This is a genomic window from Luteococcus sp. Sow4_B9, from assembly GCF_052116585.1.
Taxonomy (GTDB): Bacteria; Actinomycetota; Actinomycetes; order Propionibacteriales; family Propionibacteriaceae; genus Luteococcus.
The window spans coordinates 20657-44195 of record NZ_JBQKKT010000010.1; the positions used below are offsets into that span (position 1 = coordinate 20657).

Here is a 23539-nt window from a genome sequence, read left to right on the forward strand (position 1 = left end):
GCCAACGTGAGAGGGCCCCGGTTTCCCGGGGCCCTCCCTCATGGTGCAGTGCCAAGAGACCGCGCACCGGTCACTGCGGGGCTGCGGTGCAGCTGGTCCCGCTGGGGGAGAACTCGCACAGCTGGTCCGCGGAGCCGCCCGGCTCCCGGTAGGTCACCACGTCGCTGTCGCCGCTCCACTTCACGTCGGTCACCATGTTGCCGCCAGCACTGTCGTAGGAGGTGCCGCCGTCGACCATCGATTGCAGGTGGAGTCCGCTGGAGGTCATGCCACCCTCGATCACGAGCAGGTAGTTCTTGGTGAAGCCTGCCATGCGGTAGGGCCGCCAGGAGCTGCTGTACCGGGATTCGCCATCCCACGAGTAGGCCACCCGCGTCGGCGGGTTCACCGCCGTGGCGGGGTGGTCGATCATGAAACCAGGGCCAGCTGCCTCGACCAGCGAGCCACCCTCGAAGACCTGCTGGCTGTCCTTGGACGTCGCCAGATCCAGGTGCCACAGAACGTAGGTCTTCTCCTCCACCTTGATCAGCGCGTGCACCTGCCCGTCCTGGAGCACGGCCCGGACCACCTCACCGGAAGGCGCCTGGTGGCGGACCGCCCGATCAACCCAGACCTCGTTGACCGTGGCCTGGGAGGCCATCTCCACCGTGCGGCCCTGCCAGGTGCCCAGGGTGGAAGCGGGGGCGTCGGGCAGCAGCTGCTGACGCTGCGGCGTGGCCGTGGCCGTGGCCGACCGTTGCGTGAGGTCACTACCGTGCCCCACCCGGGCGTCCAGCTTGACCCAGGTGCCACCAGTCTGAGTCCAGCCCACCAGGAAGACCTTCTCCCCCACCATCTGTGACGTGATGGGCAGCCACGCCGTCAGCTTGTTGCCCGCACACTGCTCGACGGTGAAATTGGCATTGACCCATCCGTCGGCGGTGTGGAATCCGGCCCCCAGATTGGCGCAGTCAATCTGGGACCCGACGGTCACCTCGATCATGCTGCGACTGCCAACGGCCCCAGTGGTGACCGTGGGCGTCGTCACGTAGAAGTGGACATTGCCCGTCGGGGCCACCCACGGATCCGGCTCCTGGTAGGAGACCCACAGCAGGGGACCAGCGGATCCGGGGGACTCTGCGGCCATGGCCGCCGGTGCCCCGAGGCCTGGAAGGAGGAGCGCCACCATCACGAGGCCACCAGCGCGTCGATTCATCATCTCATCCCGATCGTTGGGGTGGACGACGACCCCAGCGCCCCCGCCCTTGGCACAAAGGTAAGCCCGCGCAGGGCCTTGGCTCCAGCACGACCTGCCCAATCTGGCCAAAGAGATTTCCTGTGCCCACAGGTGATTCAGCGCGAATTGCAAGTGCCCTAGTCTGGGGGCATGACACCTGCTCTGGAAGTGGTCCGAGGCGACATCACCGCGCTGGACCGTTCGGTTGACGTGATCGTCAATGCGGCAAATTCAGGGCTGCTGGGAGGATGTGGCGTCGACGGCGCGATCCATCGTGTGGGCGGGCCAGACATTCTGACGGCCTGCCGAGAACTTCGTGCCGGCGCACTGCCCGATGGCTTGCCCGCAGGGCAGGCAGTGGCCACGACGGCCGGGCGACTGGACGCGCGCTGGGTGGTGCACACGGTCGGGCCTGTCTGGTCGGCCAGCACCGACCTCAGCGAGACCCTGGCCTCCTGTTATCGCGAGACGCTGAGGGTCTGCGATGAACTCGGCGCCACCAGTGTCGCCTTTCCGACCATCAGCGCAGGTGTCTACGGTTGGCCGATGGACGAGGCCACCAGGATCGCCGTGCAGACGGTCCTCACCGCACCTTCCCAGGTGGAGCTCGTCCTCTTCGTCGCTTTCAGTGCGCAGGCGGAACGGGGCTATCGCGCGGCGCTGCCCTGAGCGGCCAGATCGCGACGAACGGCGCCGCTTCCTGGTCAGGCCTGCTTGCGTCGGCTGTTCACCACCGTGGAGCCCACGATGAAGACGATCAGGCCGATCGCGACGTAGTTAGCCACCTTGGCGTACTGCTTGAGCAGGACCACCGCGGGTTCACCCACGCTCCAGCCGAACCAGAAATACGCGAGCAGCCAAACCGTACTGGCCAGGAAGTCCAGTGCCATGAACTTCTTCCAGCCCATGCCGGTGGAACCGGCCAGCACGAAGATCACCTGCATCAGGGGCAGCGGAATCGGTACATAGGCGACGAACATGCCGATCCACCCGAGCTTGTGCGCCCAGGTCTCCGCCTTGGCGTAGTTCTTGGCGGCGCGCTTGGACTGGCCGGCCCAGACCTCGATCATGCCGCGGCCCCAGAGCTTTCCGGCCCACCAGAAGACCCAGTCGAACTTGATCGACATGATCGATCCGGCCATCAGGTAGAGCCACCAGTTGTTGGCCAGACCCTGGCTGGCCAAAGCCCCCATCGCGGCCGTACCGGACCTCGATCCGGTCAGGGCCACGAGCACCGGCGGGTTGAGGCCCAGCAACCAGCCACGCAGCGGCAGCATCGCCATGCCGAACAAACCCATGAACAGTATCCAGGCCATGCACTGCTTGTCTGCCCTGCCGGGTTCATGCTTCCACGGCATCCCCGGATCGTCCCACCACTCCTTCTCCGGGGCAGCCTGGGCGGTCGCGGCGCCCTGGTCCTGGCCCGCCGGATCCTTCTGCGGGATCGACGAGCCACTGGCGGCGGGGGCCTCGGGCCGGGCCTGCCAGGGGTCGGGCTGCTGCGTGGTCACCGCGCCAGCGTACCCGGCACGGGGCCGTGCAGCCCGCCACTCGGCACGCGCCTCAGCCCACCGCCGCTCGAGCCTTCTCGAAGGCGGCCACGGCGGCTTCCAGATCGGCCTGGGTGAGCGTTGCCGACATCTGGGTGCGGATCCGCGCCTTGCCCTGCGGCACCACCGGGTAGCTGAAGGCCCGCACGTAGATTCCCTCGGCCAGGATGATGTCGGCCATCCGGGCCGCCTTGACCGCGTCGCCGATCATCACCGGGACGATCGCGTGGTCGCTCTGGGGGATTTCGAAGCCGCGTCGGGTCATCTCTGTACGGAACCAGGCGGTGTTGGCGTTGAGCTGTTCGCGCAGCTCGTCGGAGCTCTCCAACAGTTCCAGGGTTGCCAGGGCGGCGCCGGCGATGGAGGGGGCCAACGAGTTGCTGAACAGGTAGGGGCGGCTCTTCTGCCGCAGCATCTCGACGATCTCCGCCCGGGCACAGGTGTAGCCACCCGATGCGCCACCAAGGGCCTTGCCCAAGGTGCCGGTGATGATGTCGACACGGTCCTGCACCCCGAAACGCTCCGGCGTGCCCGCGCCGTGCTCACCCACAAAACCCACCGCGTGTGAGTCGTCCACCATCACCAGCGCGTCGTACTTCTCGGCGAGCTCGCAGATCTCGTCGAGCGGCGCCAGGTAGCCGTCCATCGAGAAGACGCCGTCGGTGGCGATCACCCGTCGGCGGCAGTCCTGCGCCTCGATGAGCTTCTGTTCGAGGTCGGCCATGTCGCGATTGCGGTATCGCAGCCGCTTGGCCTTGCTCAGCCGCACCCCGTCGATGATCGAGGCGTGGTTGAGCTCGTCGGAGATGATCGCGTCCTGCTCACTGCACAGCACCTCGAACAGGCCGCCATTGGCATCGAAGCACGACGAGTACAGGATGGTGTCCCACTCGAGCTGGGTGACAGGGTGCAGGAAGGTGCTGATCCTCTGCTCCAGGGTCTTGTGAAGGTCCTGGGTGCCGCAGATGAAACGGACGGAGGCCATGCCGAAGCCCCACTCGTCGAGCGCCTGCTTGGCGGCCGCGATGAGCCGGGGGTCGTCGGCGAGGCCGAGGTAGTTGTTGGCACAGAGGTTCACCACACGACGCCCCTCGACGTCGATGTGGGCGTTCTGCGGCGAGCTCAGCGGCACCTCCACCTTGTAGAGGCCCTGGGCCTTCAGTTCGGCCAGTTCGGCGACGAGTTGGTCTTTGGTCTTCGAGTACATGTCAGTTGCTCCAGTCCATGACGACCTTGCCACCCATGCCGTTCCCGGCGGTGGCGAAGGCCTGTTCGTGTTCGGTGTAGTGGAAGCGATCGGTGATGACGCCGGAAATGTCCAGACCTGACTCCAGCAGGACGCTCATGGCATACCAGGTCTCGAAGATCTCACGCCCGGTGACGCCCTTGAGCGTGAGCATGTTGAAGATGATCTTGCTGAAGTCGATCTCGGTGGGGCGACTGGGCGTGCCCAACAGGGCGATCCGCCCGCCATGGGTCATGTGGTCGATCATGCTGGCGAGCGCGACGCCGGAGCCGGACATCTCCAGGCCGATGTCGAATCCCTCCTTCATGCGGGCACGCTCGAAGACGGTGCCCAGTGAATCCCGTCCCACATTGATGGTGTCCCCCAGACCAAGGCTGCGAGCCAGCTCCAGACGTTCATCTGACAGGTCGCTGACCACCACGTGCCGCGCCCCGGCGAACTGGGCCACCAGGGCAGCCATGATGCCGATCGGGCCCGCACCGCTGACCAGGACGTCCTCCCCCAGACAGGGGAATTGCAATGCCGTGTGCACTGCATTGCCGAAGGGGTCGAAGATGGCCGCGACGTCCGGGTCGATGGGCCGTTGGTGCACCCAGATGTTGCTGGCAGGCATGGCGAAGTATTCGCTGAAGCAGCCCGGGACCATGTATCCGATGCCCTGGGTGTTGCGGCACAGGTGGCGCTTTCCCGCAAGACAGGCCCGGCACCGGCCACACACATAGTGGCCCTCGCCACTGACCACCATGCCGATCTCCAGATCCTGGACCTCGGAGCCCAGGTGGACGATCTCCCCGCAGAACTCGTGCCCGATGACCAATGGGGTGGGCACCACCCGCTGTGCCCACGGATCCCACTGCTCGATGTGCAGGTCGGTTCCGCAGATGCCTGTCCGCAGCACCTTGACCAGCACCTCATTGGGGCCGGCCACGGGCTCGGGCACCTCGACGAGCCGCAAGCCGGGCTCCGGCGCCACCTTGACCAGGGCCTTCATCATTTCTCCTCATCCGGATTCCCGACGGAAAATGCTCTCGCTGACCCAAGGATCGCACGAAGGTCTGACAGCGCAACGCCCACCCTGTCCGATTGGCAGGAGCACTGTGTTGATGCAGACTTGAGCCGTGGCGATCAGCTCCTTCGACATGTTCAAGATCGGCATCGGGCCGTCCAGTTCTCACACCGTCGGCCCCATGCGCGCCGCGGCGCACTTTGCCGAGGGTCTGCTGGACGACGGGTTGGCGCAGCGGGCCACCCGCATCCAGGCACAACTCTTCGGTTCGCTGGGCGCCACCGGACACGGCCACGGTTCGCGGCCGGCCGTCCTGCTGGGCCTCGAAGGGCACCACCCGGAGTCCGTGGACACGGCCATGGCGCCCGTGCGCACCGCCGAGATCGAGCGCTCCGGAAGGCTCCGCCTCGCGTCCACGGACGGCCCGGAGATCGCCTTCGACAGCTCCGAGGACCTGGTGCTGCACCGAACCAGACGCCTGGACTTCCACACCAATGGCATGGTCTTCACCGCCTTCGAGGGCGACGAGATCCTCTGCGAACGCACCTTCTACTCAATCGGCGGAGGTTTCGTGCTGGAGGACGACGGCTCCGGCCGGCCTTCGATCCAGCCTGACCGGCGCCCGGTCCCCTTCCCCTTCCGCACCGGTGCCGAACTCCTGGCCCACTGCCGCGACCACCGGCTGGCGATCTGCGAGGTCCAGATGGCCAATGAACTCGCCCTGGGCCGGACAGAACAGGAGGTGCGGGAGGGTCTGCTGCACATCTGGCAGGTGATGGACGGATGCATCGCGGCCGGCTGTGCTACGTCCGGGGTGCTTCCCGGCGGACTCAAGGTCCGACGCCGCGCCCATCGCCTGCACCTGGACCTCACGGCCCGGGAGCGCCAGCCCGCGGGTCCGGCCGATCCCCTGGCGGCGATGGACTGGCTGACGCTGTGGGCGCTGGCGGTCAACGAGGAGAATGCGGCGGGCGGTCGCGTGGTGACGGCACCGACCAATGGGGCGGCGGGCATCATCCCGTCGGTGCTGAAGTACGCGATGACCTTCATGCCGGGCGCCAACGACGAGACGGTGGTGGACTTCCTGCTCACAGCCGGGGCAATCGGCGCCATCTACCAGCAGAGCGCCTCCATCTCCGGGGCGGAAGTGGGCTGCCAGGGCGAGGTGGGCGTCGCCGGCTCGATGGCCTCGGCCGGACTCTGCCAGGTGCTCGGCGGCAGCCCTCAGCAGGTGAGCAATGCGGCAGAGATCGGACTGGAGCACCACCTTGGCCTGACCTGCGACCCCGTGGGGGGTCTGGTGCAGATCCCCTGCATCGAGCGCAATGCGATGGCCAGCGTGCAGGCGATCACGGCCGCGCGTCTGGCGCTGCAGGGCGACGGGCAGCAGATCGTGAGCCTGGACCAGGTGATCAAGACCATGATGGAGACGGGCGCGGACATGAAGACCAAGTACAAGGAGACGGCCCGCGGCGGGCTGGCCGTGAACATCGTCGAGTGCTGATCACGCCCTCCCATACGGCACCTCGGTCATCCCGACTGGGCGCGACGGCCGGGCTGAGCCGGGCTGTGCGGTCTCCTGATCGGCGCACCGCCCTGCAGGACGTTCACGATTTCGTAACTTCGCCTTCGATCACCCCTTGTCACAGGCTGATCAATCGTTAACCTCCGGGCCACCTCTTGACTGGAGAGGCTGGTGTGCGAGGCTTGCGAGGTGGACAAAGTCGGTCCACGGATTCCACTACGGATCGTCGGGCACGTACCTGCCCGTGGAAAGGAAGTGTGGCAATGGCCACCGTCAGTTTCAGGGACGCCTCGCGCGTCTACCCGGGCGCAGATCGCCCCGCCGTCAACAAGCTCAACCTGGAGATCGGTGACGGCGAGTTCATGGTCCTCGTCGGCCCCTCCGGCTGTGGCAAGTCGACCAGCCTGCGCATGCTCGCCGGCCTCGAAGAGGTCAATGCCGGAAGCATCCACATCGGGGACCGCGACGTCACCGACCTGCCGCCCAAGGACCGTGACATCGCCATGGTCTTCCAGAACTACGCCCTGTACCCGCACATGACCGTCGCGGACAACATGGGCTTCGCGCTGAAGATGCAGAATGTGCCCAAGGAGGAGCGCCAGAAGCGCGTCCAGGAAGCGGCCAAGCTCCTGGGCCTGGAGGACTTCCTGGCCCGCAAGCCGAAGGCCCTCTCCGGCGGTCAGCGCCAGCGCGTCGCCATGGGCCGCGCCATCGTCCGCAACCCGCAGGTCTTCCTGATGGACGAGCCGCTGTCGAACCTCGACGCCAAGCTGCGTGTGCAGACCCGCACCCAGATCGCCGCGCTGCAGAGCCGCCTGGGCGTCACCACCGTCTACGTGACCCACGACCAGGTTGAGGCCATGACCATGGGTGACCGCGTCGCGGTCATGAAGGACGGCGTCCTGCAGCAGGTCGATTCGCCGCTGGCGCTGTACGACACCCCGGCCAACCTGTTCGTCGCCGGCTTCATCGGTTCGCCCGCCATGAACCTGATCCCGGCCACCGTCGTCGACGGCGGCGTGCTGGTGGGCGACTACGTGGTCCCGGTGCCGCGCGAGACCCTGGCGAAGGCCCCCGGTGAGAAGGACCTCACCATCGGCATCCGCCCGGAGACCTTCTCCATCGCCACGGACAACAACGGCATCCCGGTCGACGTCGCGGTGGTCGAGGAGCTCGGCGCCGACGGCTACATCTACGGCACGCTCTCGGGCCTGCCCGACGACGAGAAGCTGACCGCGGCCCAGATCGTCGCCCGCGTCTCCGGCCGGGTTCAGCCCCAGCGTGGCACCACCGTGCGACTGGCCGTCTCGCCCAGCGACGTGCACGTCTTCAGCAACGAGTCGCAGCTGCGCATCTCGGGTGGCACGCACCGCTGATCCCGCGGACACCGCCCCAATCATTGCAGCAGGAAGGGCCCTCGCCTCGGCGCGCCCCCTTCCGCGTCCCCAAGACCTCTCCCGCGCTGCCCACTGATCTCTCCCTCCCGGGCGTGGACCCGTTCCACAATCCTTGGGGGTGGTGAATAGTCTCGTCACATGCCCCTGGACCACGAGAACCCCCGCCCGGACGAGTCGCCCTCCTGTCAGCCCACCGCCAGGAAGGAACCCAGCCCCAGTCGGCAGACGCTGGGGTTGCGCACGGGACTGGACCGCGACCCCGCCATGCAGTCGGTGGTTCCGCCCATCCACATGTCCACGAACTACGCCTTCCGCGGTCTCGACGGCCGTGGGGAGTTCGACTACTCGCGCAGCGGCAATCCCACCCGGGCTCTGCTCTCGGAGGCTCTGGCGACACTGGAAGGCGGCGCTGGGGCGGTGGCGACGGCCAGCGGCATGGCGGCCGTCACGCTGTGCGTCAATGCCTTCGTGCCCGCTGGCGGCCGCGTCGTGGCACCCCACGACTGCTACGGCGGCACCTGGCGTCAGCTGAACTGGCTGGCAGAAAAGGGCGTCCTGCGGGTCGACTTCGTCGATCTGACGAGCCAGGAGAGCGCCGCTGCAGCCCTCGCCGAGCCGGCTGCGCTGGTACTGGTGGAGACGCCGTCCAATCCGCTGCTGCGGCTGACCGACATCGAGGCGGTGGCCGCGATGGCGCACGCCGCCGGAGCCGTGGTGGCCGTGGACAACACCTTCTGCTCCCCAATCCTCCAACAGCCGCTGGAGCTGGGAGCCGACGTGGTGCTGCACTCCACCACCAAGTTCATCAACGGACACTCCGACGTGGTGGGCGGCGCAGTGGTCGCCAAGAACCAGGAGCAGGTGGAGCTGCTGGCGGGGTGGGCCAACTGCCTGGGTCTCACCGCCGGCGCCTTCGACGCCTACCTGACCCTGCGCGGCCTGCGCACCCTGGACGCCCGGGTCCGGGTCCACGAGGAGAACACCCGCGCCATCCTCCAGTTGCTGGATTCGCACCCCGCCGTTGGCGCAGTCAATCACCCGTCGCTGCCCCAGCACCCGGGACATGACCTTGCCCGACGCCAGCAGCCCGGCGGATTCGGTTCCCTGCTCAGTTTCGAGCTCGTCGGGGGCCTGCCGGCGGTGCGCCGTTTTGCCGAGGGACTCCAGATCGCACTGCTGGCCGAGAGTCTGGGCGGCATCGAGAGTCTCGTCTGCCACCCGGCCACCATGACCCACGCGTCGATGCCGGCCGAGATCCAGCAGGCCGCCGGGATCACCGACTCGCTCGTGAGGATGAGCGTCGGCATCGAGGGCGGCCAGGACCTCGTGGCCGACATCCGGGCCGGTCTGGACCGGGCCCTGATCAGCGGCGACTGACCGGCCTCGACTGTCATCGGACCGCCCACTGCGCAGCTGAGAGGTAATTCACCGCCTCCGGCGTGGCGAGGCCCCCATCGGTCATCTCGTTGGTCCTGATGGCAGGATGAGGGGGTGCCTCGATTCCTGTCTGCCAAGCCGGATGCCCGGCTGATTCCGCTGCCGTGGGGCACACCCCTGGCAGAGTGGCCCACCGAGCAGCTCGTCGCGCTCCCCCGTGGCATTTCCCGGCACGTCGTGCGATTCATCCGTGTGGATGACCAGGTCTACGCGGCCAAGGAGGTCATCGAGCACCTGGCGATCCACGAATACCGGATGCTGCATGACCTGATGCGTCTGAACACCCCCGCGGTGGAACCCCTGGGGGTGGTCACTGGCCGGATCGGCCCGGAGGGGCAGCCCCTGGACCCGGTCCTGATCACCCGCCACCTGCAGTTCTCACTGCCCTACCGTTCGCTGTTCAGCTCGGGCGTCCGCCAGGACACCGTGATCCGCCTGATCGACGCGCTGGTGGTGCTGCTGGCCCGCCTGCACCTGCTCGGCTTCCTCTGGGGCGACGTCTCACTGTCCAATGTGCTCTTCCGCCGCGACGCGGGCGAGTTCGCCGCCTACCTCGTCGACGCGGAGACCGGCGAACTGCACGACTCCCTGACTCGCGGCCAGCGGGAACACGACCTGCAGATCGCCCGCACCAACCTGTTCGGCGAGTTCTGCGATCTGGAGGCAGGCGGCCAGCTCGACGAGGCGCTGGATCCGCTCAGTCTCGTGGAGACGATCGAGAGCCGCTATCGCGAGCTGTGGACCGAGTTGACCGGCATCGAGGAGTTCGCCGGGCACGAACTGCACCGCATCGAGTCCCGAGTGCGTCGCCTGAACGCCCTCGGTTTCGACGTGGCCGAGCTGGACATCTCCACCTCCCGGGACGGGGCGATGGTGCGCATCCAGCCCAAGGTGGTGGACGCCGGCCATCACTCCCGCCGACTCATGCGCCTGACCGGGCTGGACACCGAGGAGAACCAGGCCCGACGCCTGCTCAACGATCTGGACACCTACCGGGCGCGCACAAACCAAGGCTTCGTCGACGAGGCACAGGTGGCCCACCAGTGGCTGACCCAGTGCTTCGAGCCGGCCGTCGCCACCATCCCACCGGACCTGCTGGGCAAGCGGGATGCCGCCCAGTTCTTCCACGAGGTGCTGGACTACCGGTGGTACGCAAGCCAGCGCAATGGCTACGAGGTCTCCCACGTCGACGCGGCCCACGGCTATGTCAATGACATCCTGCGCAACCTGCCCGATGAGGCGATCAGCGAGGGCTCGATGGAGCAGCTGGCGGAGGGCAACCGCGTATTGGCCAATCCCTTCGACCCGTCGCAGGGCTACCTGGACCAGAACGACGAGAAGCCCTACGACCCCTGGGAGGACGAAGTGGACGACGACGCTGGCCCCCTGGCCCCCTTCGGTGGCTTCGACATCAATGCCCTTCGTGCCAAGGCCTCCGGCGGGTCCGCATGAGACGCCACGACACGCCCGCCAGCTCCGGCACCCCACGCTGGTTCTTCCCGGCACTGATGGCGCTGCTGGGAGTGATCCCGGTGGTCCTGTCATGGCGCCAGGAGTGCATGAGCCTGCCCGGTGGCGAGACGGCAGACCAGGTGTGCACCTCCGGGGCCCCGGCGGGGGCCTGGATCTTCGCTGTCATCTGCTGGTTCTGCGCCTGGTTCCTGTGGGTGGCCCAGAAGCGCAGTTGAGCTGGTCACGGGCCGGTTCGGCCAGACCAAGCCGTCGCCTAGAATGACCGGGTGAACTTCCGCCTGTATGACAGCGCCACGCGCCAGCTGACCGACTTCGTCCCCCTCGTTCCGGGCAAGGTGTCGATCTACCACTGTGGCCTGACCGTGCAGAGCGCCCCGCACCTGGGCCACATCCGCAAGGAGGTCGTCTTCGACGTCCTGCGCCGCTGGCTGACCTTCAGTGGTCATGAGGTGACCATCGTCGCGAATGTGACCGACATCGACGACAAGATCCTCGCCAAGAGTGCCGAGGCGGGCGTCGAATGGTGGGCGCACGCCTACCACTACGAGAACGAGCTGCACGCTGCCTACCGTTCGCTCGGCTGCCTGCCGCCCACCTACGAACCGCGCGCCACCGGGCACATCCCCGAGATGGTCGAGCTGATCGCCGAACTCATCGAGAAGGGTCATGCCTACCCGGCGCCCGACGAGTCCGGCGACGTCTACTTCGACGTGAAGAGCTGGCCGGCCTATGGCAGCCTCAGCCACCAGAAGGCCGACGACATGGAGGCCGCCGAGGACTCCGACCCCCGCGGCAAGCGCGATCCCCGCGACTTCGCACTGTGGAAGGGCTGGAAGCCCGGTGAGCCCGAGACCGCATCCTGGCCGTCGCCGTGGGGCCGCGGCCGCCCCGGTTGGCACATCGAGTGCTCCGCCATGGCCGGCAAGTACCTGGGCGACGCCTTCGACATCCACGGCGGCGGTCTGGACCTGCGCTTCCCGCACCACGAGAACGAGCTGGCCCAGTCCACCGCGGCCGGGCGCCCCTTTGCGAAGTACTGGATGCACAATGCCTGGGTGACGATGGCCGGCGAGAAGATGAGCAAGTCGCTGGGCAACACCGCGCAGGTCACCGAGGTGACCAAGCAGTACAACCCGCGGGCCGTCCGCTTCTTCCTGCTGGCACCGCACTACCGCAGCATGATCGAGTTCTCCCCGGCCGACGAACAGTCGCGCGGCTCCCTGGTGGAGGCCGAGAAGGCGATCGAGCGGATCGACTCCTTCCTGGAACGCGCGCAGGACTTCCCGGTGGAAAGCATCGAGGCAGCCGATCCGATGTCCCTGATCGGGGCCGACTTCGCCGCGGCCATGAACGAAGACCTGGGCACCCCCAAGGCCGTCGCAATCCTCTTCGACCGGATCACCCAGGGCAACAAGGCGATTGCCGCCAAGGACGTGGATGCGGTGCGCGAGCACCTGGCCGCGGTACGGATGATGCTGGAGGTCTTCGGGCTGGATCCCGATTCCCCTGAATGGGCACACCTGGCCTCCGACGGGGGTTCCAACCTGGAGCCCGTCGTCGACTCCTTGGTGCAGAACCTGCTGGCGCAGCGCGCCGAGGCCCGCGCCAACAAGGACTGGGCCGCTGCCGACGCGATCCGCGACATGCTGGCCGCCACCGGCCTCAAGATCACCGACACCCCAGAGGGTGCCACCTGGAGCCTGGAGGGCAAGAACTGATGGCCGGAAACTCGCAGCGCCGCGGCGCCACCACCAAGGGCAAGGGCAAGACCGCAGGTTCGGGCGGCCGCGTCCGCAAGGGCCTCGAGGGGCGCGGCCCCACACCCAAGGCGGAGGACCGCACCTATCACAAGGCCTACAAGGCCAAGCAGGTGAAGCCCGGCACCACCAAGGAACAGCTGGCCCGTCGCCAGGGTGGGCGCACCACATCGGGCAAGCCCATCGGCAAGGCCGGCGCCGAATGGGTGGTTGGCCGCAATCCCGTCTACGAGGCCCTGCAGGCCGGCATGCCGGTGAAGAGCCTCTACGTGGCCGAGGGTGCCGAGCGCGACTCCCGGCTGGCCGACGTGCTGAAGCTGGCAGCCGAGAACTCGCTGCCCCTGCTTCAGGTGACGCGCAATGAGCTGGACCGCCTCACCGGCGGGGCGGTGCACCAGGGCCTGGCGATGCACCTGCCACACTACGAGTACGCGCACCCCGATGACCTGCTGGCCGACTCGCTGGACGGCGAGACCGCACCGCTGGTGGTCTTCTGCGACGGGATCACCGATCCGCACAATCTGGGCGCGATCATCCGTTCCGCAGCTGCCTTCGGCGCCAATGGCGTGGTGATTCCCGAGCGTCGCAGCGCGTCGATGACTGCGGTGGCGTGGAAGAGCTCCGCCGGAGCGGCCGCCCGAATCCCCGTCGCGATGTGCACCAACCTCAACCGCGCCATCGACGACTACTCGAAGGCCGGCTTCACCGTGGTGGGCCTGGCCGGTGAGGGCGATGTGGAGATCGGCGGCATCCCCGGCGTCGACGGGCCCCTGGTGGTGGTCGTCGGTTCCGAGGGTGACGGCCTGGCCCGTCTGACCCGTGAGAAGTGTGACCACCTGGTGAGCATCCCCATCACGTCGGCCGTGGAGTCGCTCAACGCCTCGGTGGCCACCTCCATCGCGCTGTACGAGATCAGCCGCTGCCGCTGACGGCGGGCCCGGCCCACCACCTGCCACCCGCTGGCCTCCGGCCGCCAGAAACAGATGCATAGGTGATCAGCAGCGCAGCAAATGCACTGGTGACCACCCATGCATCTGTTTCTGGCAGCGGACAGCGCCGGACAATCCAGAGGCTGGCACAGCAGGGCTGTGGCAGGGTGGCCCCATGCAGATCGAGAACCGCGAGCGCCGGGCCCAGAGCTTCCAGGAGATCGGGCAGGAGTACCACCGGCTGCGCCCCGACTACCCCTTCGAGGTGGTCGAGTGGATGCTGCCGCACAATGCCGCCACCGGCCGCTCCCCGCAGCGGGTGCTCGATCTGGGCTGCGGCTCCGGCAAGCTGACCGAGGCCCTGGTGGCTCGTGACCTCGACGTGGTGGCCGTTGACCCGTCCGAGGAGATGCTGCAGGTACTGCGGCAGAACCATCCGGAGGTGGAGACCCACGTCGCCACGGCCGAGGCACTCCCCCTTCCCGACGAGTCCGTGGACGCCGTCGTGGTCGGGCAGGCATGGCACTGGATGGACCCACTGGTGGCCGGGGCCGAGGTGGCACGGGTTCTGCGACCGGGTGGCAGCCTGGCCATGGCGTGGAATGCGGACCAGACGACGCAGCCCTGGCAGCAGGCCTTCGAGGAGGTCCAGAGCGCTCCTCGCGGCATCACCCTGAACAGCTCCCCCGAGCGTGATCCCCACCCCGGTGAGCAGTTCATGCCCTTCGAGACCAAGCACGTCGCCTGGGCGCGCACCATGACCGGCGACGACTTCCTGCAGCTGCACAAGACCCACTCCGCGTGGCTGGTGGCCGACGAGGCGACGCGGGCCGAGCGGATCACCCGGTGGAATGCCGTCCTCGACGAGGCGGATGCGCACGGGCCGGTGCAGATCGACATGATCACCGAGGTCTGGCGCACCATGCTGGAGCCGGCCTGAGCCGGGAGCCCCGTCCCGGAGGTCTGCCCCGAGCAATGCACCCGGGCACTGGGCAGTCCGGTCCGTGAGGGGTCCAAGGCGATAGATTGGGCTTCGTTCCCAGTCGCCTCCCGTTCAGGAGTACCCGTGACCGACGTCGCGTCCACCAACAGCACGGCCGCCAGCGCCTACCGCACCATGCTCGAGATCATCGGCGGGGTGGAGCCGCGCATCGCGGATGCCACCCGTCAGGAGCTCACCGACCAGCGAGAGAGCCTCAAGCTGATCGCCAGTGAGAACTACGCCAGTCTGCCCACGCTGATGACCATGGGCACCTGGTTCAGCGACAAGTACGCGGAGGGCACCGTCGGCCACCGCTTCTACGCCGGCTGCCAGAATGTCGACACCGTCGAGTCCGTCGCAGCCGAGCACGCCCGCGAGCTCTTCGGCGCCGAGTACGCCTATGTGCAGCCCCACTCCGGCATCGACGCCAACCTGGTGGCCTACTGGGCCATCCTCAACAAGCGCATCGAGAGCCCCGAGCTGGAGCGTCTGGGCGCCAAGACCGTGAATGACCTGTCCGAGGCGGACTGGGAGACCCTGCGCAAGACCTTCGCCGAACAGCGTGTGATGGGCATGAGCCTGGATGCTGGCGGCCACCTCACCCACGGCTTCCGTCACAACATCTCCGGCAAGATGTTCCACCAGCGCTCCTATGGCACCGATCCCGAGACCGAGCTGATCGACTACGACAAGCTGCGCGCCGACGCCAAGGAGTTCAAGCCGCTGATCCTGATCGCGGGCTACTCGGCCTACCCGCGTCGCGTGAACTTCGCCAAGATGCGCGAGATCGCCGACGAGGTGGGCGCCACCCTGTTCGTCGACATGGCCCACTTCGCGGGCCTGGTGGCCGGCAAGGTCTTCACCGGCGAGGAGAATCCCGTCCCCTATGCCGACGTCGTGGCCTCCACCACCCACAAGTCGCTGCGCGGCCCGCGCGGTGGCTTCGTGATGAGCACCGCGGAATACGCCCCGTCGATCGACAAGGGCTGCCCGATGGTGCTCGGCGGCCCGCTGAGCCACGTGATGGCCGCCAAGGCCGTCGCCTTCGCCGAGGCCCGCCAGGAGTCCTTCCAGACCTACGCCCAGCAGGTGGCCGATAATGCCCAGAGCCTGGCCGAGGGCCTGATGAAGCGGGGTGTGAAGCTGGTGACCAATGGCACCGACAACCACATCAACCTGCTGGACGTCACCTCTTCCTTCGGTCTGACCGGCCGCCAGGCGGAGAGTGCCCTGCTGGACTCGGGCGTGGTCACCAACCGCAACTCGATCCCGAACGATCCCAACGGCGCCTGGTACACGTCCGGCGTTCGCATCGGCACCCCCGCCCTGACCTCGCGTGGCTTTGGTGCCGACGAGTTCGACCAGGTGGCCGAGCTGATCGTCGACGTGCTGAAGAACACCACCCCGGTGACCGCCAGCACGGGCAAGCCGGGCAAGGCCAAGTACGAACTGGCCGACGGCGTCGCCGACCGCACCAAGGCGGCCTCGGCCGAGCTGCTGGGCAAGTTCCCGCTGTACCCGGGCCTGGAACTCTGACCGGACCGACCGACTGACATCACGGGCCCTCTTCCTCCGTTGCGGGGAAGAGGGCCCTGACACGTGCTGGAGACCTGATCCGTGCTGGAGAGCTGATCCGTGCTGGCCCCAGCTCTCTCAGAGCCCGCGGGCCGGCCCCGCGTAGCCCGCGGGCCGGCCCCGCGTAGCCCGCGGGCCGGCCCCGCGTGCTGTCGGTGCATCCGCGACGGTTACAGCGCACGCGAAGCCGAGAAAGCCACGCGAGAGCGAGGAAGGCAGACCGGGGTGAGGGAACAGACAGGTCCTTCTGGGACGCCGGTCAGCGGCCGAAGAGCTTGCCCTGCACCGTGACGATGAAGGCCTCCAGAGAATCTGGCAGGTCCTGCAGGTGCCAGTCGCCCGGGGCGTGGTACCACGCAAGGTCCTGCGGGTCCGGTGCCGCGTCATCGTCCTCGGCAACGATCGCGTCGATCCAGCGTCCCCTGCCGCCCAGCACCACCGCATAGGGCAGGATCTGCGAAAGCTCCTCCATCTCACGGCCGCGGGGCAGGTTGGTGATGGGCTGCGTCTGCAGCTGGCCGGCCAGAGCCGAGAGCCCCGCCAACAGCGCTGTCCCAGCGGTGGTGCGTCGCGGCATCTGCTGGCCGATCAACAGTGCTCCCAGCGCCAGAGCCGTCAGGGCAAAGCCCACGAGACCATAGGTGGTGAAGATCACCAGCAGGATGGTCGTCAGGATCGCGAACAGCAGCGCGCCCCAGCCCAGCAGAGTCCAACGGTTGCGGATCTGGTCCGGGTTTCGCTCAAACCAGCCGCGGTGGACCACGTCGGCATAGAGCTCGTCCTGCACCTTCTCCACGACAGGATCGATCGCATCCGTGATCTCGGAGACGCGGCAGGCCTCTCGGTCAGCTGGCGCCACCGCATCGCGCAGGTGCGCTTCGAAGGGGCGCAGCTCGCCTCGTCCGTCCTCCAGTCGCTCGAAGGTCCAGTCGAGAGGCTTGTGCGGAGCGTCGGGCAGTTCCACGATGCGCAGCCACCCCCGCACGGCCAGATCCAGCAGGGTGGCGGTGATGTCCACCGGATCGACGTGCTCGTCCGCGACCGTGCCGACGTGTCCGGGCCGCACGTCCTCCAGAACGGTGAACTCACTTTCCCCTGCCCCGACGGGCCGGAACTCTGCCACCGGCGTCACGCGCCCACCGTGGGCCACGTCGCGCCCCGTGCGGCGGTGCAGGAGCCAGAGCAGAGATCCACCCAGCAGCAGCGGGAGCAGGGAGGCCAGCAGAGTCCGGCTGTTGACGCTGAAGGCGCGGTCCAGGGACCAGTGGTGCTTTACGGTCTCATTGGCGGAGACCATGGTCCGGGGCAGGGCAAAGGACAGCTCCACAACGTCACCGGCAGCGCGGGGGCCGTCGGTGAAGGACGGCTGGGGAGAGTCGTGCGTCCCCCCACCGAAGGTGCTGCAGGGACTCAGCAGACCCACGGCCCCGGATTCACACGTGACGAAGGAGATGGTGCCCGGGGTGTTCACGGCGCCCGTGACCTCGCGAACCGGCACCGACAGCCCTTGCAGGAAGGCCCATTCCACCTCGGTTCTGGGCGTCTGCCCCGCCACCTCGGGCGTGGCGTGTGCAGCGCCGGTGACGGCGTAGTTGATGGCGAGCTCGCTGACGCCAGCAACGCCGTCGAGCGTGATCCGGGTGTGGTCGTCCTCGTCCTCCACCCGCGGGGTGATCGTCTTGCCGTCCGCTGTCACGGTGATGTCACTGATCTCGTGGGCATAGTACGAGCCAGAGGCGGCCTCCCTGGTGGTCTGCAGTTGCTGCACCACCTGTGCAGGTGCGCCGTCCGGGAAGTCGATGGTCTGCCCCACCTGCACCTTGCCGTTGGCCGCGACGCTGGCCTCAACCCGAGCGGTGGCATCACTGCCTTCTGCCTGTGCCGGGACGGCCAGCGGGCCGGCAGACAGGACGATGCCCGCGACGGCAGCGAGCAGGAAGCCGCCGTGGCGGGCGATGGCTGGGGGCTTGCTGTGGTGCACGCTGGCGCCTTTCTGGCGGGTGGGCGGAACGACTCCCAGCTTGGCACACACCACTGACATCACGCTGCAGTCGTCGCCGACATCACGCGGCTGTCGCAGCTGGCGGGAACCGAGCCGTGGCCCCCGCCAGCTCTGGGCGAACACCCGGCGTGCACCTCGCCGTACTCGAGCTCGGCTTGCCACACTGGGCCGGTGCTCCAGAACGCCATCAACTCGCTCATCGCTGGGGGCCTGCTCTCACTGGTCCTGTTCATCCCGATCGTGATCGTCCAGTACCGCCGCTACGGCGAGATCGCGGAGATTCGCCTGGGACTGCTGTGCGCCCTGCTGGTCTACAGCTCAGCACTGGTGGCGTACACGATGTTCCCCCTGCCGGATCCCCAGTCGCTCACCGACAGTTGGTGCGCCCGCAGGGTCAGCTTCAATCCAGATCCCCTGGACGGCGTGCGCCGCGTCCAGACGGCGGTCCAGGGACTGACGCCACGCCAGGCGCTGCTGGACAAGACCGTGCTGGAGATCGTCTTCAATGTCGCGCTGTTCGTCCCACTCGGCTGGTTCGGGCGACGGGTGCTGGAGTGGCGCGTGCTGACCACCGCGCTGGTGGGGTTTGGTGTCTCCCTGCTGATCGAGGTCACCCAGTTCACGGGCGTCTACGGCATCTTCCGCTGTGCCTACCGGATGGCCGATGCCGTGGACTTGGTCACGAACACGACGGGAACCCTGGTGGGCATCGCACTGGCGGCCGCCTTTCCCCGCCTGTTCCCCAGCATGGACCAGCTCGAGGCCGATGCGGACCGGGCACGCGAGGTGGACCGGGGCCGTCGATGGCTGGGCCAGGCACTCGATGCTTTCTACTTCGTGGTGGCGCTAGCCGTGGTCGGTTTCCTGATCGCCCTTGCCTTCGACGCGCTGGGCTGGGCCTCCCGATCCGAGCCGGAGCCGGTCTTCACGGCCCTGATGTGGGCCGCGAACCTGCTGGCAATCGGTTTTGCACTGATCTCCTTCACCGGCGACGGATCGTCCATGGGCCAACGCACCACCTACCTGCGTCCCAAGCCCGAGCCGGGCACGGACCGGGCGGCCCGCTGGCGACGGCTGCTGCGCCCCTTCACGGTCATGGTCCCCGTGGCCGTGCTGGTCTTCGGGCAGCCCACCCTGCCCGGCCGACTGGCTGGCATGGTGTGGGCGGGCGTCGCCGTCGGGTGGATCCTGTTCTCTCGACGTGGACTCAGCGGATTCCTGTCTGGGGTCGATTTCATCGACAATCGACGTCACCGGCCGACTAAGACCTCCAATTCTGTCGGCATCGACGGCTAGTCTCGTGGACGTGACACAGAATCCATGGGGAGACCAGCGCCGCAACCCGTGGGCGCCTCCGCAGGGCTCCCCTTGGGGAGACCCGCGGGCGAGCCGCGGCTCTGCCAACCCATGGGGCCCACCTGATCCCCGTGGCAGAGCCGTCCCGAGAGGTGGCCAGCAGGGCACCTCGCTGGACCCGTGGGGCCGCCCCACCGGGCAGTTCTCCGGCTCCCCATGGCCCGCACAGCAGGGGCCCGGGCGAGGCCAGATCGTCTTCGGTGCCCCGCCGCCCCGGCGGCGTCGCAACCCGCTGGTGACCCTGTTCAAGGCGTTGATCCTGCTCGCCGTGCTGGGCTTTCTGGGTCTGATCCTGCTGGGTTGGCTGCTCAGCCAGGTGGTGACCGATCTGCCAGCCCCGGCGCCAGCACCCTTCCCCACCAGCCAGACCAGCAGTCCCGCTGGTGAGGGCGCCGGCAGCTCCGCGCAGCCAGCCCCGCGGGCCTCCACGCCGCCCGGTACCTACCAGAACGACGACTACGTGGTGCCGCCCGTGAGCCGCAATCCTCCTCCGCTGCCGGAGCCCGAGACCTATGAGGAAGCCACCCAACTTCTGGAGGCCAATCCCCTCTACTCCACCCAGGTTCCCCGCCCCGTGCGGTGTGAGATGCAGGAGATCGACGTGGCCAATGCCTCTCGCGCCGAGCTCACCGGGCACCTCAACGAGATGATGGGCTGTCTCATGCGGGTCTGGGAGGGTCCCTTGAGCCAGTCAGGTTTCCAGGCCGTTCGGCCCAGCGTGACGGTCTACTCCAATCCGGTGACCACCAAGTGTGGCAAGCTCCCGATGCAGAATGCGGTCTACTGCGGCGCAGACCAGCAGGTCTACTACGCGCAGGACCTGCCACGGGTCATCCCCCGGGATCTGCGCAATTCGCGCTTCATCACCGAGAGCGTGGTGGCCCACGAGTTCGGCCATGCAGTCCAGGCCCGCAGCGCCATCCTGGTCTCCGAGCTGGCCTGGGAGGAGAAGTCCAACAAGTCCAAGGAACTGCAGCTGAGTCGACGCCTCGAGGTGCAGGCCGACTGCATGGCTGGCCTCTTCCTGGGCTCCATCCAGCAGTCGACGAGCATGAGTGACCAGGAGCTGCAGAATGTGGGCAAGCTCTTCTACTCGATCGGTGACGACGTCCTGACCGGTCGCGCGGGATACGAGGGAAATCACGGGTCGGGCGAGAGCCGTCTGGCCTGGACCAGGACAGGTCTGGACAGCACCTCCGTGGGAGCCTGCAATACCTTCGCGGCCCCCGCCTCCAAGGTGCGCTGACTCGAGACCGCCCTGACTCGAGACCGCCCTGACTCGAAACCGCCCTGACTCGAAACCGCCCTGACTCGAAACCGCGCCGCCGGCAAGGCTTGCGACGGGGCGCCATCGACTTGATGGGGCCCCGCGACTGGGGGCGGTGGATCAGGCGGTGTACACCAGAGCCGTGGCCATCGCCGCCACGCCCTCACCACGACCGGTGAGACCCAATCCGTCGGTGGTGGTGCCGGCCAGGCTCACCGGCGCCGCCAGCGCCTCCCCCATCACCTTCTCGGCTTCGGCCCGTCGGGCCGCCAGACGCGGCCGGTTGCCGATCACCTGAACGGCTACATTGCCGATCTCGAATCCCGCTGCCCGCACACGCCGAGCAGTCTCGGCCAGGAAGGCCACCCCGCTCGCGCCCGCCCATTCCGGTTCGGACGTGCCGTAGTTGGAGCCAAGATCCCCGAGGCCAGCAGCACTCAGCAGGGCATCGCAGATCGCATGGCACGCGACGTCACCGTCACTGTGCCCCGAAAGCCCCCGGGGCTCATCGGGAAAGTGCAGCCCCCCACACCACATCTCCTCGCCCTCGACGAGCTGGTGCACGTCGATACCGATACCGGTCCGGATGGGAATCACTGCTTCTCCTTGTTCAGGTCAACGGCCACTGGGCCTTCGCTCCCGCTTGCGACACGAGCGGCGGCGATCGCGGTGGCCACCACGATGTCGAAGGGTTCGGTCACCTTCATGGCTTCCCGTGCTCCGGGGACCAGGGTCACAGGATGCCCAGCCGCCTCGCAGACCGCCGCATCGTCGGTCACCTCGAGGCCCAGTTCCGCCGCTCGCAGGTGGCAGCTCCTGAGGGTGGCGATGTCGAAGCCCTGCGGGGTCTGCACCGCGGCCAGCTCGGACCGGTCGACCACCACCGAGCCCTCGGTGCCCACCCGACGAATGCTGTCCACGACTGGCAGCACCGGGATCGCGCACACGGCCCCACTCCCCACCGCTCGCCGCACGGCCTGGACCACCTGCGCTGGCACGAAGGGGCGGGCAGCATCGTGCACCAGCACGATCCCCTGCTCCCCCACCGCCGCCAGACCGTGGGCGACGGAGTCCTGCCGTCTGGAGCCCCCGACCACCAGCTCCACGGGGATCGAGGCCTCGGCCAAGGCCACGCGGAAATCGTCGATCAGCTCGGCAGCAACCACGACCACAGCCCTGTCGCAGCCCCCTGCAGCCAGGGCGTCCACCGACCATCGCACCAAGGGGCGTCCACCGATCTCCACCAGCGCCTTCGGGACCGGACCGCCCAGCCGGGTACCAGAACCGGCCGCCACCACGAGGGCGACGGCCGGTTCATCAATATTCTGCATGTTCGTCATTCTGGACCATCGGGCATCCCGAGTACAGGACACCCGCGGCCAAGGAATTGGCTCAGGAGGCGAGGACCTCGTCGAGCATGACCTCCGCGCGGTCCTCCTCGACCTTTTCGGCCAGGGCAAGCTCTGAGACGAGGATCTGGCGGGCCTTGGCCAGCATGCGCTTCTCGCCGGCGGACAGACCGCGCTCCTTCTCCCGACGCCACAGGTCGCGGACGACCTCGGCAACCTTCATGACGTTCCCGCTGTGCAGCTTCTCCAGGTTGGCCTTGTAACGACGCGACCAGTTGGTGGGCTCCTCCGTGTGGGGGGCCCGCAGCACGTCGAAGACCTTCTCCAGGCCATCCTGGTCAACCACGTCACGGACGCCGACCAGATCGAGGTTGCACGCCGGCACCCTCACCACCAGATCGGTCTGTCCGATGATTCGGAGCACCAGGTAGAGGCGATCTTCGCCCTTGATCTTGCGGGTTTCAATGTCTTCGATGACAGCAGCCCCATGATTGGGGTACACCACCGTCTCACCGACCGTAAAAGTCATATTATTTGCAACCCCTTTCCCGGGGACCATTCTAGCACGTACTGAGGCGCGCCTGACTTGCGTCATTCCTTGTCAACCGATAATGGAAAGGCCTGCGAAGCCTTGACAAAGGTGGCACAATATGCGCTGGGAGCTGTCTCGCATCGTGGCAGAGAGGCTTTCCGAGGAGCAGCACCAACACATGGTCCGACGGGCGCGACGACGAGAAAATGGCTAGTCTGATCGCATCCGGACACCGAAAAGGAACTTCTGACGATGAGCATGCCTGCCAACGCCGCCCGACTTCGCCCCGTCGCCGTCGCCTCCGCCCTGGTGCTTGGCCTGGGCCTGGCCGGCTGCGCGAACTACGACACCCTGGATCCCTACCAGCCGGCCGCTGGCATCCAGACCGACGCCCCCGGCGTGAAGGTGCGCAACCTGATGGTGCTGAGCGAGGGTGACTCGATGCACCTGGCCGGCACGCTGATCGCGGACGCAGAGGACACGCTGGAGAAGGTGGAGGGCACCGCCCTCAAGCCCAACACGGACCCCGCTGGCCCCCTGACCATCGCCCAGTCCGGCACCATCAAGCTGCCCGAGCTCCAGCGCGTCAACCTGGCCGACTCGAACATGAAGGTCACTGGCGACGTGAAGCCCGGCGGCATGACCGAGATCTCGCTGGACTTCGCCAAGGCGGGCTCACTGAAGCTCCACGTGCCGGTCGTCGACGCCAAGGCCCAGGGCTTCGCCAGCTCCAGCCCCGAGGCTGACGCCAGCGCCACCGCGACTCCCGCCGCCAGCGCCACCGCGACTCCCGCCGCCAGCGGCGAGGCCTCCGCCAGCGCCACGCCGAGCGCCACCCCGGGTTCCTGAACCCGGAACAGAACCCAGAACGCCAGAACCCCGCCACGAGCTCTCGTGGCGGGGTTCTTCGTCGTTCTGTGCGGCCCCGGTTGCTGCCCGA

Annotated in this window: 21 protein-coding genes; 13 read left to right on the forward strand and 8 right to left on the reverse strand. The window is 67.6% G+C overall.

What is annotated here, in order from left to right; genetic code table 11:
* Positions 1 to 70: 70 nt before the first annotated feature.
* On the reverse strand, positions 71 to 1195 hold the full coding sequence (locus ACTQ49_RS08090; protein WP_441827337.1) for a hypothetical protein: 1125 nt from the start codon (positions 1193 to 1195) through the stop codon (positions 71 to 73).
* A 171-nt stretch (positions 1196 to 1366) separates the two neighbouring features.
* Here ACTQ49_RS08090 and ACTQ49_RS08095 point away from each other — a divergent pair, with 171 nt between their 5' ends.
* Positions 1367 to 1885 carry an O-acetyl-ADP-ribose deacetylase gene (locus ACTQ49_RS08095; protein WP_441827338.1) on the forward strand — a complete coding sequence of 173 codons (519 nt, stop codon included), beginning with the start codon at positions 1367 to 1369 and terminating at the stop codon, positions 1883 to 1885.
* Positions 1886 to 1920: 35 nt separating this feature from the next.
* Here ACTQ49_RS08095 and ACTQ49_RS08100 read toward each other — a convergent pair whose 3' ends face one another.
* Genes ACTQ49_RS08100 through tdh form a run of 3 tightly spaced genes read right to left on the reverse strand, consistent with a single transcriptional unit; the run spans position 1921 to position 5003 of the window.
* Entirely contained in the window at positions 1921 to 2727 is an 807-nt protein-coding gene (locus tag ACTQ49_RS08100; protein ID WP_441827339.1) for a DedA family protein, read from the reverse strand.
* Between the two features lie 52 nt (positions 2728 to 2779).
* The gene (locus ACTQ49_RS08105) at positions 2780 to 3973 is read right to left on the reverse strand and encodes a glycine C-acetyltransferase (protein ID WP_441827340.1); all 1194 of its coding nucleotides are present in this window, start codon (positions 3971 to 3973) and stop codon (positions 2780 to 2782) included.
* A gap of 1 nt (position 3974) precedes the next feature.
* Entirely contained in the window at positions 3975 to 5003 is a 1029-nt protein-coding gene (tdh, locus tag ACTQ49_RS08110; RefSeq protein ID WP_441827341.1) for an L-threonine 3-dehydrogenase, read from the reverse strand.
* Positions 5004 to 5130: 127 nt separating this feature from the next.
* On the opposite strand from tdh, the gene ACTQ49_RS08115 reads away from it, so the two are divergent.
* The 9 genes from ACTQ49_RS08115 (at position 5131) to ACTQ49_RS08155 (ending at position 16054) form a co-directional block, all read left to right on the forward strand.
* Positions 5131 to 6522 (forward strand): L-serine ammonia-lyase, encoded by a 1392-nt coding sequence (locus tag ACTQ49_RS08115; protein ID WP_441827342.1) that lies wholly within the window; start codon positions 5131 to 5133, stop codon positions 6520 to 6522.
* Between the two features lie 284 nt (positions 6523 to 6806).
* The gene (locus tag ACTQ49_RS08120) at positions 6807 to 7919 is read left to right on the forward strand and encodes an ABC transporter ATP-binding protein (RefSeq protein ID WP_441827343.1); all 1113 of its coding nucleotides are present in this window, start codon (positions 6807 to 6809) and stop codon (positions 7917 to 7919) included.
* 159 nt (positions 7920 to 8078) lie between these two features.
* Positions 8079 to 9317 (forward strand): cystathionine gamma-synthase, encoded by a 1239-nt coding sequence (gene metB / locus ACTQ49_RS08125; RefSeq protein WP_441827344.1) that lies wholly within the window; start codon positions 8079 to 8081, stop codon positions 9315 to 9317.
* 114 nt (positions 9318 to 9431) lie between these two features.
* Complete coding sequence (locus ACTQ49_RS08130) at positions 9432 to 10829, forward strand: DUF4032 domain-containing protein (RefSeq protein WP_441827345.1); 1398 nt, start codon at positions 9432 to 9434, stop codon at positions 10827 to 10829.
* Entirely contained in the window at positions 10826 to 11065 is a 240-nt protein-coding gene (locus tag ACTQ49_RS08135) for a hypothetical protein (RefSeq protein WP_441827346.1), read from the forward strand. The genes ACTQ49_RS08130 and ACTQ49_RS08135 overlap by 4 nt, the downstream gene beginning before the upstream one ends.
* Positions 11066 to 11116: 51 nt before the next feature.
* Positions 11117 to 12568, forward strand: a complete 1452-nt coding sequence (gene cysS / locus ACTQ49_RS08140) for a cysteine--tRNA ligase (RefSeq protein ID WP_441827347.1) — start codon at positions 11117 to 11119, stop codon at positions 12566 to 12568.
* Positions 12568 to 13536: a 23S rRNA (guanosine(2251)-2'-O)-methyltransferase RlmB gene (gene rlmB, locus ACTQ49_RS08145; RefSeq protein WP_441827348.1), complete on the forward strand. Its 969-nt coding sequence runs from the start codon at positions 12568 to 12570 to the stop codon at positions 13534 to 13536. Before cysS ends, rlmB begins: the two co-directional genes overlap by 1 nt.
* 175 nt (positions 13537 to 13711) lie before the next feature.
* Positions 13712 to 14476 (forward strand): class I SAM-dependent methyltransferase, encoded by a 765-nt coding sequence (locus ACTQ49_RS08150; protein ID WP_441827349.1) that lies wholly within the window; start codon positions 13712 to 13714, stop codon positions 14474 to 14476.
* A gap of 126 nt (positions 14477 to 14602) precedes the next feature.
* Positions 14603 to 16054 (forward strand): glycine hydroxymethyltransferase, encoded by a 1452-nt coding sequence (locus tag ACTQ49_RS08155; RefSeq protein ID WP_441827350.1) that lies wholly within the window; start codon positions 14603 to 14605, stop codon positions 16052 to 16054.
* A gap of 298 nt (positions 16055 to 16352) precedes the next feature.
* On the opposite strand, the gene ACTQ49_RS08160 is transcribed toward ACTQ49_RS08155, so the two are convergent.
* Positions 16353 to 18074, reverse strand: coding sequence for a DUF2207 family protein (locus ACTQ49_RS08160; protein WP_441827351.1), 1722 nt, complete (start codon positions 18072 to 18074; stop codon positions 16353 to 16355).
* Between the two features lie 192 nt (positions 18075 to 18266).
* Between ACTQ49_RS08160 and ACTQ49_RS08165 the strand changes: the two genes are divergently transcribed.
* The gene (locus tag ACTQ49_RS08165) at positions 18267 to 19391 is read left to right on the forward strand and encodes a VanZ family protein (protein ID WP_441827352.1); all 1125 of its coding nucleotides are present in this window, start codon (positions 18267 to 18269) and stop codon (positions 19389 to 19391) included.
* A 10-nt stretch (positions 19392 to 19401) separates the two neighbouring features.
* Positions 19402 to 20697, forward strand: a complete 1296-nt coding sequence (locus ACTQ49_RS08170) for a neutral zinc metallopeptidase (protein ID WP_441827353.1) — start codon at positions 19402 to 19404, stop codon at positions 20695 to 20697.
* Positions 20698 to 20838: 141 nt separating this feature from the next.
* On the opposite strand, the gene ispF is transcribed toward ACTQ49_RS08170, so the two are convergent.
* The 3 genes from ispF to ACTQ49_RS08185 all read right to left on the reverse strand — a co-directional run bounded on the left by ispF (position 20839) and on the right by ACTQ49_RS08185 (position 22596).
* Positions 20839 to 21306, reverse strand: coding sequence for a 2-C-methyl-D-erythritol 2,4-cyclodiphosphate synthase (gene ispF / locus ACTQ49_RS08175; RefSeq protein ID WP_441827390.1), 468 nt, complete (start codon positions 21304 to 21306; stop codon positions 20839 to 20841).
* A gap of 5 nt (positions 21307 to 21311) precedes the next feature.
* The gene (gene ispD / locus ACTQ49_RS08180; RefSeq protein ID WP_441827354.1) at positions 21312 to 22049 is read right to left on the reverse strand and encodes a 2-C-methyl-D-erythritol 4-phosphate cytidylyltransferase; all 738 of its coding nucleotides are present in this window, start codon (positions 22047 to 22049) and stop codon (positions 21312 to 21314) included.
* Positions 22050 to 22110: 61 nt separating this feature from the next.
* The gene (locus ACTQ49_RS08185) at positions 22111 to 22596 is read right to left on the reverse strand and encodes a CarD family transcriptional regulator (protein ID WP_441827355.1); all 486 of its coding nucleotides are present in this window, start codon (positions 22594 to 22596) and stop codon (positions 22111 to 22113) included.
* A gap of 255 nt (positions 22597 to 22851) precedes the next feature.
* Here ACTQ49_RS08185 and ACTQ49_RS08190 point away from each other — a divergent pair, with 255 nt between their 5' ends.
* Positions 22852 to 23448, forward strand: coding sequence for a hypothetical protein (locus ACTQ49_RS08190; protein ID WP_441827356.1), 597 nt, complete (start codon positions 22852 to 22854; stop codon positions 23446 to 23448).
* Positions 23449 to 23539 lie beyond the last annotated feature (91 nt).